Source organism: Campylobacter concisus, from assembly GCF_002092845.1.
Taxonomy (GTDB): Bacteria; Campylobacterota; Campylobacteria; order Campylobacterales; family Campylobacteraceae; genus Campylobacter_A; species Campylobacter_A concisus_AQ.
The window spans coordinates 11,476-26,616 of record NZ_LVXF01000023.1 but is presented as its reverse complement, the minus strand read 5'-3'; the positions used below and the strand labels follow the sequence as shown (position 1 = coordinate 26,616).

21 protein-coding genes are annotated in these 15,141 nt (G+C 36.8%); all 21 read right to left on the bottom strand.

The genetic code is table 11. The annotated features are described in order from the left end of the window. Window positions 1-118 precede the first annotated feature (118 nt). The 21 genes from A3854_RS05185 to moaA all read right to left on the bottom strand — a co-directional run bounded on the left by A3854_RS05185 (window position 119) and on the right by moaA (window position 15,119). Window positions 119-781 (bottom strand): hypothetical protein, encoded by a 663-nt coding sequence (locus tag A3854_RS05185; RefSeq protein ID WP_084041607.1) that lies wholly within the window; start codon window positions 779-781, stop codon window positions 119-121. Beyond that, the gene (purF, locus tag A3854_RS05180) at window positions 778-2,115 is read right to left on the bottom strand and encodes an amidophosphoribosyltransferase (protein WP_084041606.1); all 1,338 of its coding nucleotides are present in this window, start codon (window positions 2,113-2,115) and stop codon (window positions 778-780) included. Before purF ends, A3854_RS05185 begins: the two co-directional genes overlap by 4 nt. Window positions 2,116-2,222: 107 nt before the next feature. Then, window positions 2,223-2,441, bottom strand: a complete 219-nt coding sequence (locus tag A3854_RS05175; RefSeq protein WP_084041605.1) for a hypothetical protein — start codon at window positions 2,439-2,441, stop codon at window positions 2,223-2,225. Beyond that, window positions 2,434-3,204, bottom strand: a complete 771-nt coding sequence (gene dapB / locus A3854_RS05170; RefSeq protein ID WP_084041604.1) for a 4-hydroxy-tetrahydrodipicolinate reductase — start codon at window positions 3,202-3,204, stop codon at window positions 2,434-2,436. The genes A3854_RS05175 and dapB overlap by 8 nt, the downstream gene beginning before the upstream one ends. 146 nt (window positions 3,205-3,350) lie before the next feature. Next, on the bottom strand, window positions 3,351-4,289 hold the full coding sequence (locus A3854_RS05165; RefSeq protein ID WP_084041603.1) for an NAD(P)/FAD-dependent oxidoreductase: 939 nt from the start codon (window positions 4,287-4,289) through the stop codon (window positions 3,351-3,353). Window positions 4,290-4,298: 9 nt separating this feature from the next. After that, window positions 4,299-4,745: a hypothetical protein gene (locus tag A3854_RS05160; RefSeq protein WP_084041602.1), complete on the bottom strand. Its 447-nt coding sequence runs from the start codon at window positions 4,743-4,745 to the stop codon at window positions 4,299-4,301. After that, a complete protein-coding gene (gene trxA, locus A3854_RS05155) occupies window positions 4,745-5,059 on the bottom strand; it encodes a thioredoxin (RefSeq protein ID WP_012001054.1) in 315 nt (104 codons plus the stop codon). Before trxA ends, A3854_RS05160 begins: the two co-directional genes overlap by 1 nt. Window positions 5,060-5,131: 72 nt before the next feature. Then, window positions 5,132-5,473, bottom strand: a complete 342-nt coding sequence (locus A3854_RS05150; protein WP_084041601.1) for a YraN family protein — start codon at window positions 5,471-5,473, stop codon at window positions 5,132-5,134. Window position 5,474: 1 nt separating this feature from the next. Further along, window positions 5,475-6,737 (bottom strand): homoserine dehydrogenase, encoded by a 1,263-nt coding sequence (locus A3854_RS05145; RefSeq protein ID WP_084041600.1) that lies wholly within the window; start codon window positions 6,735-6,737, stop codon window positions 5,475-5,477. Then, window positions 6,734-7,942, bottom strand: a complete 1,209-nt coding sequence (locus A3854_RS05140) for an LL-diaminopimelate aminotransferase (RefSeq protein WP_084041599.1) — start codon at window positions 7,940-7,942, stop codon at window positions 6,734-6,736. The genes A3854_RS05145 and A3854_RS05140 overlap by 4 nt, the downstream gene beginning before the upstream one ends. A 9-nt stretch (window positions 7,943-7,951) precedes the next feature. Then, complete coding sequence (locus A3854_RS05135; protein WP_084041598.1) at window positions 7,952-8,734, bottom strand: hypothetical protein; 783 nt, start codon at window positions 8,732-8,734, stop codon at window positions 7,952-7,954. Next, entirely contained in the window at window positions 8,728-9,669 is a 942-nt protein-coding gene (locus A3854_RS05130) for a phosphatidylglycerophosphate synthase (protein ID WP_084041597.1), read from the bottom strand. The genes A3854_RS05135 and A3854_RS05130 overlap by 7 nt, the downstream gene beginning before the upstream one ends. Continuing rightward, on the bottom strand, window positions 9,662-10,342 hold the full coding sequence (gene rlmB, locus A3854_RS05125; RefSeq protein WP_054196059.1) for a 23S rRNA (guanosine(2251)-2'-O)-methyltransferase RlmB: 681 nt from the start codon (window positions 10,340-10,342) through the stop codon (window positions 9,662-9,664). The genes A3854_RS05130 and rlmB overlap by 8 nt, the downstream gene beginning before the upstream one ends. 111 nt (window positions 10,343-10,453) lie before the next feature. After that, window positions 10,454-11,269 (bottom strand): 16S rRNA (cytidine(1402)-2'-O)-methyltransferase, encoded by an 816-nt coding sequence (gene rsmI / locus A3854_RS05120; protein WP_084041596.1) that lies wholly within the window; start codon window positions 11,267-11,269, stop codon window positions 10,454-10,456. 3 nt (window positions 11,270-11,272) lie between these two features. Beyond that, window positions 11,273-11,473 carry a 50S ribosomal protein L31 gene (rpmE, locus tag A3854_RS05115; RefSeq protein WP_002942443.1) on the bottom strand — a complete coding sequence of 67 codons (201 nt, stop codon included), beginning with the start codon at window positions 11,471-11,473 and terminating at the stop codon, window positions 11,273-11,275. A gap of 83 nt (window positions 11,474-11,556) precedes the next feature. Beyond that, window positions 11,557-12,213, bottom strand: coding sequence for a 16S rRNA (uracil(1498)-N(3))-methyltransferase (locus tag A3854_RS05110; RefSeq protein WP_084041595.1), 657 nt, complete (start codon window positions 12,211-12,213; stop codon window positions 11,557-11,559). Next, entirely contained in the window at window positions 12,214-12,615 is a 402-nt protein-coding gene (locus A3854_RS05105; protein WP_084041594.1) for a hypothetical protein, read from the bottom strand. Continuing rightward, window positions 12,612-12,815, bottom strand: a complete 204-nt coding sequence (locus A3854_RS05100) for a hypothetical protein (protein WP_084041593.1) — start codon at window positions 12,813-12,815, stop codon at window positions 12,612-12,614. The genes A3854_RS05105 and A3854_RS05100 overlap by 4 nt, the downstream gene beginning before the upstream one ends. After that, window positions 12,815-13,396, bottom strand: coding sequence for a 6-pyruvoyl trahydropterin synthase family protein (locus tag A3854_RS05095; RefSeq protein WP_084041592.1), 582 nt, complete (start codon window positions 13,394-13,396; stop codon window positions 12,815-12,817). The genes A3854_RS05100 and A3854_RS05095 overlap by 1 nt, the downstream gene beginning before the upstream one ends. Continuing rightward, a complete protein-coding gene (locus A3854_RS05090; RefSeq protein ID WP_084041591.1) occupies window positions 13,396-14,151 on the bottom strand; it encodes a 7-carboxy-7-deazaguanine synthase QueE in 756 nt (251 codons plus the stop codon). Before A3854_RS05090 ends, A3854_RS05095 begins: the two co-directional genes overlap by 1 nt. Continuing rightward, window positions 14,151-15,119 carry a GTP 3',8-cyclase MoaA gene (gene moaA, locus A3854_RS05085; RefSeq protein ID WP_084041590.1) on the bottom strand — a complete coding sequence of 323 codons (969 nt, stop codon included), beginning with the start codon at window positions 15,117-15,119 and terminating at the stop codon, window positions 14,151-14,153. Before moaA ends, A3854_RS05090 begins: the two co-directional genes overlap by 1 nt. Window positions 15,120-15,141 lie beyond the last annotated feature (22 nt).

Here is a 15,141-nt window from a genome sequence, read left to right as displayed (position 1 = left end):
AAATTTAAAGCAAATTTTTACAAATTTCATAGGATAAAACGTTAAGTCTTAGTTTGATTTTAGAGTAAATTTTATCTTTTTAGCATCTGCAATAAACACGATTTTTTAAGTTAAAGTTTTAAAAAGTACAAAGTATGTCAAGTAGCCTACCCAATTTTTGTAGGTCATTTAAGAAAAGTTGTTTTGTCTTTTGCGTAAATTCTTTTGCTTCTTCTAGGATTTTGGCCTCAGCTATATTGTAAGCAAACTCTTTTTTTAGGATCTTTGCACCTTTTTTATAAAAGAAATTTGCTTCTATAATGCTTGCAAAAAAGCTATCATCTCTTAAATAGTAGTTTGTTGCTACATTTACATACACTGGTTTTTGCATCAAAAAATCACCGCAAACACTATTTTGTGAGCTAAATTTAACACTCTCAAGCACATCAGGTCTTATCTCATAAAATTTTATATCATTAGCTTTTTTTAAAGCTAATATATCACTTGATTTATTTAAATTTATAGAGCTATTATTTATCTCAAGTACGTTTATAGTGCCCTTTGCAAGCGAATAAGCATTTAAAATCTTATCTTCTGCTAAAAAATTGACTACACCAAAAAATGGCACACTAGCATTTTGTTCTGCGAAATTTTGAATGGTTTTTATTTGCAGCCGCTGTTTTGTACCATTTATCTCGTAGTAGCTTACGTAAATAGAAATTTCATCTTTTTTACTTGGATTCTTTTGTGAGCAACCGCTAAAAAATAGTGCAACAAGTAAAAAAATGGCTAAATTTTTCACTTTATGAAATAGTCACCATCAAAGCTTACAAGCGAATATCTTCGCTCATTGCCGATACTTTCTTTAAGTTCATCTATACTTAAAAATTCTAAGCTATCTGCACCGATATATTCTCTTACTTCCTCTGCGTTTTTTTTAGAGCTTATTAACTCTTCAAAGCTTGGCGTATCGATACCGTATCGCTCAGGGTATTTAAGCTCAGGGCATGCGACTCTAAAATGAATCTCTTTAGCGCCAGCATGTCTTAAAAGATCAACCACCTTTTTTGAAGTAGTACCGCGAACGATACTATCGTCGATAACAACGATACTTTTACCCTTTAGAACCGATGACATCGGGTTAAGTTTTAGCTTAACTTTTAAATTTCTCATCTCTTGGCTTGGCTCGATGAAGGTTCTACCCACATAGTGGTTTCTAGTGATAGCTAGCTCAAAAGGGATCTTGCTCTCATTTGCATACCCAAGTGCTGCTGGTACTCCGCTATCTGGTACAGGTACGACGAAATCTGCTTTAATTTTGCTCTTCTTAGCTAGTACTTCACCCATTTTTTTTCTAACTTCATAGACACTTTTACCTTCTATTACGCTATCTGGACGTGCAAAATAGATATATTCAAATGCACATATTCTAGGATCTGGCTCATAAATTTGAATGCTTTGAAACTCACTTTTTCCATGTTCAAAGACTATCATCTCACCAGGTCTAATATCTCTTATAAAGCTAGCCCCCACAAGATCAAAAGCGCAAGTCTCGCTAGCTACGATATATCCACCATCTTTTAGCTTACCAAGACTTAGTGGCCTAACACCCCAGCGATCTCTTATGGCAAAGGTTTTATGACGTGACTGGATAAGCAGACAATAAGCGCCTTTTATCTTATCAAGTGCCGCGATAATACGGTCCTGCAAGTGTTTGCTATGGTTTCTTGCGATTAGATGGATGATATTTTCAGTATCCATATTTGTCTGAAATATCGCGCCATCTTTAATAAGCTCATCTCTAACCTCATCTTTATTTACCAAATTTCCATTATGGACGATTGAAATTTGTCCCAAAGAGTAATTAGCGGCTATTGGCTGGGCATCACGACCCGAGTTTTTACCAGCAGTTGCATATCGGTTGTGACCAATAGCCATATCGCCTTTTAGTGATCTTAAAATTTCTTCATTAAAGACCTCTGTAACCAGACCATTACCCTTGTGAGTAGAAATTTCTCCGTCATCACAAACACTAATACCGCTAGCCTCTTGACCGCGATGCTGCATAGAAAATAACGCATAATAGGCAGTCTTTGCTGCATCTTTAGAATTTATAATACCAACTATTGCACACATTTTTTTCCTTTAGTTTTCATCATCTTTGTAAATTTCAAGAACATTTTTATAGTTAAACTTGATCTCATCGCCAGCATTTAAATAGCCTTTTATAAATGGTTCATTGTCTAAAATACCGGTATACCGGTAAATTCGCCGTTATTTGTTTCGCTAACGACCACCCACATGCGCTCAACCTGAGCAATTTCATCATCTTCAAATCCAAATATAAGCTTTACTATATCGCCGGTTCTTAAATTTTGACGCTTTTCACGCTCTGGCAAGTAGAATTTATCACCAAATTCTAGCTTATAGCTTTCTATATCATCAAGCTCAAATTTAATCATCAAGCCCTAAACTATCGTCTATCGAGTAAAGGCCACTATTTTGATCTTTTAGCCAAATGGCAGCCCTGATCGCACCTTTTGAAAAGGTTGCCCTACTCGTTGCGGTGTGATTTAGCTCAATAAACTCGCCGTCATTATAAAAGCCAACCGTATGGCGACCGACTACATCGCCACCACGAAGCGCCACGACTGCGATCTCGTCCTTGCTTCTTTCGCCCACCATGCCAGCTCTACCAGTGACTAAAACATCTTTTAAATTTAGATCCCTAGCCTCAGCCACGCAACCAGCTAAGGTCATTGCTGTGCCGCTTGGAGCGTCCTTTTTGTGCCTATGGTGTTGCTCTACTATCTCTATGTCAAATTCTCTTAATGTTTTTGAAGCGATCCTTGCAAGGCGGTTTAGTACAGCTACGCCCAAACTCATATTTGTTGCGTAAAGAATAGGCATAGCTCCAGATGCTAAATGGAGTAAGTTTTTATCTTCGTCATTTAACCCGGTCGTACCGATAACTAGTGGTTTTGGATTAGTTCTAGCGTAGTTTAGCAGTGCTACTGTAGCCTCTTTTTGGCTAAAGTCGATTATCACATCGCATGCTTCAAAAAATTTAGCAAAGTCATTTGTCAAAAGTTCGTTACTTAAATTTTCAACCTGATTTTTTTGGCTAAAAGCGATGCTTAGAGTGGCATCTTTTTCATCTTTTAAACAAGAAATGGTACTTTGAGCCATCTTTCCACTAGCACCATAAAGGCCTATTCTTACCAAAATTTATCCTTTGATTTTTAGGTGAAATTTAACATAAAATTTATTATAGATAGATTACAAATAGGCTTTAAAAATGCGTATAAAATCAAAATTTTAATAGAAAAAAAGAAGAAAAATTTAGCCAAAAATTTGGCTAAATTCAAGTATTAATGCAAGCTTTCTATGTAGCTCATAGCACTAAGTGCAGCCACTGCGCCATCACCTGCAGCTACGATGACCTGCTTTGGAGCGTCCTCTCTAATGTCACCCGCTACAAAGAGTCCATTTAGGCTAGTTTGCATCTTAAGATTTGTCTTAACCTGTCCGCCATCAGCCATTTCGCAGATAAATTTGCCGTTTTCATCTTTTAAAATTTCGTTATTTACATTTAGTCCTACGAAGGTGAAAATTCCTGGCACATCAAGCACGCGCTCACCATTTTTAGTATCAAGTACGATCTTTGTTAAACCCATTTTATCGCCAAGCGCCTCTTTTATCGTCGCACTTGTTATAAACTCGATCTTCTCATTTTTTCTAGCTTTTTCAACGGTCGTAGGTGCTGCTCTAAACTCGTCACGTCTATGGATAAGATAGACTTTTGAGCAGATATTCGCTAGATAAAGTGCCTCTTCAACGGCTGTGTCGCCACCGCCAAGAACAGCTACCTCTTTATTTTTGTAAAAAAATCCATCGCACGTCGCGCATGTGCTAACACCTTTGCCAAAGAACTCATCCTCGCCCTTAAAGCCAGCACGTCTTGGAGTTGAGCCAGTTGCTACGATGACAGCCTTTGCCTGCTCGCTCTTGCCGCCCTCAAGTAAAATTTCAAAGCTACCGTCGCTGTTTTTTCTAACACCAACGACGTTTGCCCACTTATGAACTAGTCCAAATGCACTACACTGCTTCCACCAAGTGCTCATAAAGTCAAAACCGCTCTCGCCAGGGGCTTTTTGGCCTGGGTAGTTTTCTATCTCTGAGCTAGAGGTGATCTGACCGCCAGGCTCGCCTTTTTCAAACATTACAACATTTTTTAGTCCGCCTCTAGTGGCGTAAAGTCCGGCGCTTAGTCCTGCTGGACCGCCTCCGATGATCGCTAAATCAAGCATAAATTTCCTTTATTCTAAAACATTTATGGGCGAATTTTGTTTATAAATTTCGTCCCTTTGATGAACTATCTCAACACTACTTGGAAGCTTTGTGATGCTTAAATTTCGCATTAGCTCCAAGACCGTATTTATATCTGAGCTTATATATTTTAGTGTTGAGTTTGACTCATATCTTTTTTGAAAGATATCGATTGCCACAACTGTTTCATTTTTGATTGGTAAAATTTCGTCTAATTTTGATTGATTTGAGCTGAAGATTAAAAGCGTGTATTTTGGCTCTTTTGGAGTGAAAATTTCGCTTTTTTCGTAAAAAACTAGCTTCGCAAAATCAACAAATTTATATTGTGAAAAACGATAGTTGCTATACGCAAATGCAGCTGCTATCATAGCTGCACCAAAAAATGAACCAAATATATATGTAAGAGGAAGTAGGCTTCCTCTTCTTTTTTCGCTCATTAAAGAAGCGAATTTAGTTTGTCAGTTAAGGCTTGTTTTGACTGCGCACCGACCATTTGCTCAACTAGCTCGCCATTTTTGAAAAATAGCAATGTTGGGATCGATCTGATACCAAACTCAACTGCAAGATCTTGCACTTCGTCAGTATTTACCTTGCAAATTTTTGCTTTGCCGTCAAAATCTTCAGCAAGCTCTTCGATCACTGGAGCTAGCATACGGCAAGGTCCGCACCATGGAGCCCAAAAGTCTACTAAAGCAACGCCTTCTTTTGTAACATCAAAATTTTCTTTTGTAAGTTCGATGTATTTTCCCATTTTTTCTCCTTATTTTTAAAATGTGGCAATTATACAAATTAAATTTAAATTTTATCTAAATAATAAATTTTATTATAAACTAATATTTTCTATTAGTTCTAAATTTTCATTTTTTATAACAACTAAATCGACTTGAAAATCTCTATTTGGCTCATTTTTCATCATATAAAAATTTATAGTTTTTAAAATTTTTATATATTTTGTCTTATTTAGTCGGTATTCTACTTCATATCCTCCGCTAGTTGCTTTTACCTCTATAAAGTGTAAAATTTTATCACTGCTTAGTGCGATAATGTCAATCTCGCCAAATTTAGAGTGAAAATTTCTCTCTAAAATGACAAAACCAAGCTTTTGTAAAAATTCGCACGCCCTATCTTCTGAGCTTTTGCCAAAGAGATACTCTTTTAACCCCAAGCTACTCCTCGATCCTCATCATAAATGGCTCTTCTTTTATATACTCTTGCTCTTTTAAAATTTCAATTGTCCTTCTTACATCAGCCTCAAGACTCGTATGTGTCGTAAAAAACAATACCGCAAATTCGCTCTCATCTTTTGGTTTTTGAAGTATGCTATCAATCGACAAGTTGTTTTCGCTCATCAAATTTGTAATCTTTGCTAGCACACCCATTTTATCTTCGACTTTTAACCTAAAGTAGTACTTCGTCTTTATCCTATCGCGGTCAAGTAGCTCAAGCGTATTTAATTCAAACGGCGCTTTATATCCAAGCATCGGCGATTTGCTATCTCTTGCAATGTCGATAAGGTCGCTGATCACCGCGCTTGCCGTTGCGTCGCCGCCAGCTCCAGGTCCATAGTACATCGTCTCGCCAACGACCTCGCCAACGACACTGATCGCATTTGTTACGCCACTTGCCTTTGCTATCATTTTATTTTGCGGCACAAGTGCTGGATGTACGCGTAGCTCGATTTTACCCTCACTTTTTTTGGCAATGGCCAGAAGTTTTATTGAGTATTCAAAATCTTTTGCAAAAAATATATCTTCAGGTGTAATATTTTGAATACCTTCTATCAAGATATCCTCTGGATCGCCATGTACACCGTATGCGATGCTTGCCAGTATAAGAAGCTTATGAGCCGTATCAAAGCCACCCACATCAAATGTTGGATCAGCCTCGGCATACCCAAGCTCTTGCGCCTTTTTAAGTGCGTCTTTAAAATTTGAACCCTCATCCATCATCGAGGTTAGGATAAAGTTACTAGTTCCGTTAAGTATGCCATTTATACTAACGATATGGTTTGCGCTTAAGCCCTCCCTTAAGGCTCTAATGATCGGTACGCCACCAGCCACACTAGCTTCAAAACCAAATGGTATATTTTTAGCTAAATTTTGTAGGGCGTATCTATGATAGGCCAGAAGTGCTTTGTTTGCGGTCACAACTGCTTTTTTTCGCTTTAAAATTTCACTCACAACTCTAAAAGGCTCTTTCACACCACCCATAAGTTCGACAAAAACGTCGATATCATCGCGATTTATAACGCTATTTATATCGTCAGTCAAAGGGATGCCAGCATCTCTTTTTTTATTTAAATTTCTGACCACTCCGATGACTGGCACTATCTCCTCGCCACTTCTTGCTGCGATTAGCTTTTTGTTTTTTAGTAAAATTTTAACAACTGACTCGCCAACCGTTCCAACGCCCAATATCGCTACATTCATTCAAATTCTTTCAAATATTTTTTTATATTTCTTGCTGCTTGTCTTATTCTATTTTCGTTTTCGATAAGAGCTAGACGCACATAGTCATTTCCGCCCTCGCCAAAACCAATACCTGGACTAACAGCAACTGAGGCTTTTGTAAGAAGCTGCTTTGAAAACTCAAGGCTGCCCAGATGACTAACTTTTGGTGGTAGTTTCGCCCAGATAAACATACTAGAACTTGGCTTTTTAAGCTCCCAGCCAGCCTGAGCAAAGGCCTCTATCATCACATCTCTTCTTTTTTCATAAATTTGGCGTATCTCTTCAACACAGCTTTGATCGCCGTCAAGTGCGACTGTGGCAGCCACCTGTATCGGCGTAAACATGCCGTAATCAACCCATGATTTTATCTTTTTAAGTGCGGCGCAAAGTCTTTTATTTCCGCACATAAAGCCAACTCTCCAGCCAGCCATATTGTAGCTTTTTGAAAGTGTGTAGCACTCGACTGCAACGTCTTTTGCACCATCAACCTCAAAGATACTTGGCGTTTTGTAGCCATCAAATGTAAGATCCGCGTAGGCGATGTCAGATATGACGTAAAATCTCTCTTGCTTTGCAATGCTTACAAGGCGCTCGTAAAAGCTCTTTTGCACTGTCACGGTCGTTGGATTGTGAGGGAAATTTACGACTACATATTTTGGCTTTGGTGAGCTTGCATGTATAGTTTGGATCAAATTTTCAAAAAATTTATTCTCATCTAGCTCAAATTTATCATTGTAGTGAAGTGGCATCTTTGCGACACTTCCGCCAGCAAATAAAAACGCTTGCGTGTGTATCGGATAAGCAGGGTCAGGCACGATAGCCACATCGCCTGGGTTTATCACGGCTTGAGCTAAGTGAACAAAGCCCTCTTTGCTACCCATCGTGGCGACTGCTTCGGTATCTGGGTCTAAATTTACGTCGTATTTTCTTTTGTACCAGTTGCAAATGGCAAGGCGAAGCTTATAAATTCCAGCACTGGCTGAATAGCCGTGGGTCTTATCTTTTTGCGCGCTTTCGCATAGTTTATCGACGATGTGTTGTGGTGTTCTGCCCTCTGGGTTGCCCATAGAAAAGTCGATGATGTCCTCGCCAGCTCTGCGCGCTGCCATTTTTATAGCATTTACTTCGGCAAAAACGTAGTTTGGCAAACGCTCAATCGTATTAAATCTTATCTCATCAAACACTGCTTGCTCCTATTTTATAAGCTTGATAATTATCTCATTTTTTATATTATTTATATCAACATTGTCGCTAATTAATGCGTATTTTGCGCCTATTGCTAAATTTATAGAAATGGCGGTTTTTGCTTGCTCTTCTTTTATAGAGTCGATCTGATTTAAATTTTTATCATAAATCCTAACAAGTGGCATCCATCTATTTGACTCTTTTGATGCGATATCCAGACTACTTGCACCCTCAACATCAACAAAATAAGTACCACCGCTTTTTAAAAGTGGCGTCTCTTCGTCAAAATTTACCTTTGCAGCCTTAAGGATCATATTCTGAGCATCTAAAAATATCTCTAAATTCCCATCAACTCTATCAAATCCTAAAATTTTAAAACCGCTTTGACTAAGTGCTAAGCTTAATAAGCTTGGATCTATTCCACCATTTTTTATGGCCGAAATTCCATAAGAAATTTGATCTCCATTTTTTAGAGAATTTATTCTTGAGATACTTATGTTGGCATCATCCAGAGTTGAATTTATTGATTTTACAAATAATGTAGAAGGAGCCTTTTGCTCACTTATAAATTTTAAATTCAAACTATTTGAACCAAATGAAATGCTATCGTAACTCGAGTTTTGTTTTAATCTTGATACTAGCTCATTGACATTGAGTGAGCCATTTTGGTCTAAATTTTCTAAAGAAATTTGCACATTTTCAACATTGCTTAAAGCACTTGCACTAGTTTGTAAGCTAAAAGCATAGGCAAATACACTAAAAGCGGTGAAAATCGCTATTTTTCTTACCAAGATTTGCCCTTGTTGAGTTCTACAAACTCATCATAGCTCACAAATTTCATCTCTCCATTTTCTACTAAAAATCTAGCTGGACGGCTTGGATTATATTTTGTCACCTTATCGCCGATCTTTAGCTCAATGTTGCCATTTCCACAAACTACGAGCTGTCTTTGGTCCAAATTTATATTTATGCTTTTACTTGTGTCGTTTGATACTTTTTGACCATTTTCAAGGTTAATGATGCCTATCCAGACACGTTGTTTTGGTGTAATGACCGCCTCATTTAGTGGCTTTGTAATGTTTTGCTCTATCTTAGGAGCTGGCTGAGCCGCCATGCTTGGCTTCACAGCATTTTGCTCCATGTTTGCAGGACTTGTTGTCACATTTTGCTCAACTGGAGCTGAAATTTTTACACTTGATACGTTTGCTTCTATTTTAGGGCTATTTTGAGAGATGGTGATATTTGTATCGATGATATTTTTCTTCACCTCATTTACTATGCTTGACTGCGAATAGCTCACGCTTTTATTCTCATCATTTAAAAACGATAAAAAATTCTCGATATATTTGTAAGCATCAAAATGATATGCCCCACCAGCGATAATAGCTAAAATGATGAGCCAAAATAAAAATCCAGCACCGCCACTACCGCTTTGTTTTTGTATGGTAATATCTTTTGGAGTGTAAGAAGAAATTTTTGGAGTAACTTTAGTTTTGTGGCTCTCATCAGGAGTGTTTTCTTGCATAAAGGCATCGTATTCAGCGAGCAACTCGCTCAAATCAACATTATATTCACGTTGTAAAATTTTGGCATAGCCTCTAATATTTAAACGTGATAATTTTTCAAAATTTTTATCAAAAATATATTGTAAAAATGTAGGCTCAATATGCGTTTTACGTGAAATTTCCTTTATACCTATCTCTTTTAAATTCTCTAATTCATTCATCTATCATCCTGTCACAAATTATTGCAAAAGCTGCACTTACATTTAAGGAGTCCCAGCCCTCTTTTAACTTTATACCAATACACTCATCACACTTTGCTAGAGCTTTTTGCGGTATGCCTTCACCCTCTGAGCCCATCACCAAAGCTCTTTTACCGGCAAACTTCATCTCTTTTACGTTTTTGCCATTACTTGCAGTTGCATAAATTTTAAAACCAAATTGCTTTAGTTCATTTAGCAAACTAAGTCCGTCTTCAAAAATCGCTATTGGTATCTCATAGGCAGCGCCGCTACTTGATCTTAAAACGCCTTGCATATTTATACTTTTTGCCACTATCACAAGACCTTCGCAGCCTAGAGCATAAGCACTTCTAGCGATAGCACCGATATTGCCAACATCGCTTATGCCATAAAGAATAGCGATAAAATTTAGCTTTTTAAGCTCGGCAATGTCTGAAAATTCAAACTCACTAACATTTGCTAAAAAACCTTGATGGTTTCCGCCGCGAGCTAAAGACTGCGCTTTTTGATTATCCACGCGAATGATCTTTTTGCCTGTGCCACAAATTTTAGAGAAGAGTTTTTTGTCACACTCCTTTGAGAGATATATCTCTTCTAGTATCTGTGGTCGCTTGTTCAAAATATGTAAAAATAGTTGTTTTCCGTATATTATCATGGTAACTTATGGTAGCTAAAGTCAATTAAAATTTAACTTATTTTTGTATGTAACTAGAGTAAATTTTACACTTTCGTTTTAGTATCACTTAGTAGTTTTATAGCCTATAATTTAAGCTTTTATAAGCTCATCATATATCTTTTTTACATCTTCTCCGGTTATTTTGTTAAGCAATTTTGCTTTTACTTTTGGGGCAAGATCAAGCGAAAGTATCTCATCTTTTGTAATATTTTGAGTGGCTGTTTTGTCACTTTTTGAGATGACAACCGCCCACTCGCCGTTTAAATTTGCTTTTTCTAAAATTTGGACTAAATTTTTAGCACTATCTTTAAACTTACTCTCAAATTTTTTAGTGGCCTCTTTTATGGCAAAAATTTCTCTCTCAGGTTCTAGATTTGCGATGCTTTGTACTAAGCCTAGTATGCGTTTTGGGCTTTCGTAAATAACGGCTGGATAAGCTAAATTTAGAGCATTTTGGATAGCTAAAGACCTATCTCTGCCAGTATTTGGCAAAAATCCTAAAAATACAAATTCCTTATCACAAAGTCCGCTTGCAACCACACTCAAAAGTGCCGCATTTGCTCCACTTAAAATTTCATACTCGATGTTATTTTTTTGAGCATATCTTACTAGGCTAACGCCTGGATCGCTGATGCCTGGCATGCCAGCATCGCTCATGTAGGCTACATTTTTACTAAAAAAATCATCACTTAAATTTGTGAAAAAGTCATCTTCGTTATGGGTGTGAAGTGGAATAAATTTTGATATATTTATACTTGCGTCAAAGCGTTCATTTAGCAGATTTACAAGACTTTTGCAAACTCTTGTATCTTCGCAAATAGCTATCTCGCATTCACGCAAAATTCTAATTGCACGAAGCGAGATATCTTCTAAATTTCCTATTGGAGTAGGAATAAAGTAGAGCAAGGCTTATTTTTGAGCGTATTTTTTCTTAAATTTCTCAACACGGCCAGCACTATCAACTATCTTTTCGCTGCCTGTAAAAAATGGGTGGCACTTGTCGCAAATGTCAATTCTAATCTCACTTTTGTTTGACTTTGTTTTAAAAGTGTTTCCGCAAGCACAAGTTACAGTGCAATCTACGTATTCTGGATGGATATCTTTTTTCATCATTTTTCCTTTATTATTTTTGGGCTAATTATCTACATTAAAAGTTGCTGATTATATAAAAAGAAATCTAAAAATCAAATAAATTAAGCCAGGAATTTTGCAGCCACTGAGATAACCGCAGTCTGTGATTTTAAAATGTTTTTAGTATTTAGGCAGTAGCTATTTTTAAATTTAGCCGTCTCATCCTCACTAAATCCACCCTCTGGACCAATTATTAAAAGCTCATCATCTTTTTTTTCATTTAAGCTTTTACCGCCAAAATTTATAGCTGATACATTTTTATAAAAGCTCATTAGTTCGTCTAAATTTTTATAAATTTCAAACTCCATTAGTGAAGTTCGTCCACACTGCTCGCAAGAGAGAGCATTTATGTAGTTTAGCCTTTCAATATCTATCTTAAAATTTGCTTGAGAAAATTTAGTATAGACAAAAGCTATTTTACCAACGCCAAGTTCATTTAAAAATGGCAATGTCTTTTCTATCGTCTTTGGATCGACGATAGCCCAAGCGATCGTAAAGTCGAATTTTTGCTCGCCATTTGAGCTGGCAAAGACAAGACTTAAGCTCGCACTTCGCCTATCAATCTCATTAATTTCATAAATATACTCTTTAAAATCTCGTAAATTTCTAACACTTATTCGCTCACCAGCTTGCATTCTTCTAGCTTTTAGGTGCAAAAAAGCTTCATTTACTATCTTTAAGCTTTCATTACCTGCATTTTTATCATATAAAAATTTCATCTAAATCCCTGCAACTACAACTAAAACAAGATCACAAAATCCCTTAATAAGGGCGAATTTTTTAAATTTTTCTAAGTCACCATTAACTGCATAAATTTTTAGCCTTTTAAAACCTATGGCACTAAGTGCGATTAAAATTATTAAGATAATTAACATTTTTATGGCATTAAATTTAAGCTCATATCCATAATACGCCCATAAAATAAGTCCAGTTAGCACAAGAAAACTAAGTAACATATGATAAATCGGTAAAAAATATCTTATACGAAGCACATAGTTTTTACTATTGCTGCCAAACTGAGTAAGTATTAAATAGAGTATATTACAGGCAACTAGTGCATAAAAAAATATCACATGAAAAGGCAAAGTGTATGCAAAAAGCGAGGAGAGATGTTCGTTCATTTCTTCTCTTTAGAAGGCTCGTTCTCTTCCACAACTGGCTCAGGTGGGAGTTGTTCATCGATTGTGACATTTGCGTCTGGTTGGGCTATGGTAACGTCACTAGGCACTGGCTCGCTAATATCATTTTTAGCCTCATCTTTATCTCCACAACCCACAAATAGACCAGCTATAAATAAAAAAGAAGTTATAATTTTTTTCATCAAACGTCCTTTGGAATTTCTATTTTTAACCTATTTTTCATCTTCTCGAATAAATTTTTATCTTCCCACTCTTCTATGATAGCGTCTGAAAATTTGATCTCATCTAGCTTTATCTCGCCCATTTGCGCATTTACGGCGTCCTCTTTAAAGCACTGCGCATAGCCTGTATCAGTCTCATGCACGATAATGCTATGAAGCTTCACTTCACGCTCACCGTTATTCATCACGCTAAGCTCAAGCAGCCGCTCTATCATAACAAAAAATATACGACAAAACTGCTCTGCACTTGGATTTAGCGGGATCTCGATCCATCTTGCCGAGTGCTTTTTTAGATCATTTTTATACTCATCATTATCGCCTGAAAATATTGTTGTAGCGTGATCAAAACTATCAATAATCGTTTTTATATTTTGCTTCATTAAACCAAAATCATAGACCATGCCGGCGTTATCAAGAGAATTTGAGCTAAGTAAAATTTCAGCCACATAGCTGTGCCCGTGGATACTAGTCCTACAACGCTTTGAGCTGCAAAATCTCACAATATGTGCATTTTCAAATCTAAAAAGCTTTCTAATAATCATCAAACACCTTCTTTATCGCTCCAAAGCCTGATGTGGATACGCTCTGAGTAGTTAAATCCATACTTTATGGCAAATTCTACCGCTTTTAAAGCATTTTCGTTTAGCTCAGCTTTATTCGCCCCTATTGCCATACACCAAACCGGCAAATCAACTTGGTTTTTTATATTTATAATCTCGTCCAACTCGCTTTTATCAAAGTGCGAGAGGACAAATTTTAAAAAGCTACTTCTTGCATTATTTTTAATAGCCAAAATAGCGTCTAAATTTATGCGTTTTTGTTCATTAACTCCGCTATTTGCTAGCTTTACTCCAAGTGCAAAATGGCATTTTTTATAAATTTCATATTTAGCAAAATTAATTAAGATAGTGCCGTTCGTCTCAAAATGCACTTCATAATCTTCAAGCAATTCTTTTACCAAATTTATAAAATTTTCATTTTCATGCCAGATGAGCGGCTCGCCACCGGTTAAAACAATGATCGGTTTTTGTATTAAGCCTTTACATAGGTTATCAACTATGTCTAAAATTTCATCTACACTATAAATTTTATAGTTAAAATGCCCTTTAAAAACAGCCCTTATGCTATCACATCCTAGTAAGCTTTCGCCAGTTTTTAAAGATTTTGTTTGCACGCCAAAGCCAGAGCAGTTTAAGTTGCAGCCTAAAAAGCGTAAAAATATGGCGAGTCTGCCTTGGTAAGCCCCCTCGCCTTGGATACTTAAAAACGCCTCAACTAGCTCTAGCTCTTTGCTCATCAACCACCAGTTTGATAAAAGGCACGCGAAGAGGTTTCATTGCTAGCGCCTATCGCCCATTTGTTCTCTTTTGGTTTATTTGCTAGCACTTGCCTTAAAATTTCACTTGCAGCTACGATATCACCCTTTTCAACTGCTTTTTTGATACTAAGAGCTTCTTCAAAGTAAAGGCAAGGTATCAAAAGTCCCTCGGCACTTAGCCTGATACGGTTGCAACTCTCGCAGAAGTCGTGCTTATGCGGATCTATGATGCCAAATTTATAACCATCATCAAGTCTATAAATAGACGCAGGCGCATTTGGTAGTTTTCCATCTTTTGTAACATTATATTTTTGTGAGATATTTTTTAAAATTTCATCGCTACTTAACCCTTTTAGATCATCTTTTGCGTGTGAATTTTCCATATACTCAATAAATCTGATCTGAGAATCTCTAAATTTAGCAAACTCAAGCAAATTTATAAGCTCATCATCATTTACACCTTTTAGTGCGACAGTGTTGATTTTTACTTTTAATCCAGCATCATGAGCTGCTTCAAAGCCAGCTAAAACTTCGTGCAAGACACTTTTTTGTGCGATAAATTTAGCCTTTTGCTCATTTAGCGTATCAAGCGACATATTTATGCGCTTTAGCCCAGCGTCTTTTAGCCTTTTGGCAAAGTGTGAAAGCATATAACCATTTGTAGTAAGCGCTAAATCGATATCTGGATTATAATCACTTATCATCTTTATAAAAACGTCTAAATCCTTACGTACAAGCGGTTCGCCACCAGTGATTCTTATCTTTTTTATACCTTCATCGATAGCCACTTTTACAAATAAAAATAGCTCCTCAAAGGTTAATAAATTCTCTCTTGGCGTCCAGCTAAATGGCGTTGTAGGCATACAATACCTACACCTAAAGTTGCAACGCTGAGTTACAGAAATCCTTAAATAATCAACAACCCGACCATATTTATCGATTAGCATAAAGCACCTTCTTAAGCTTGGT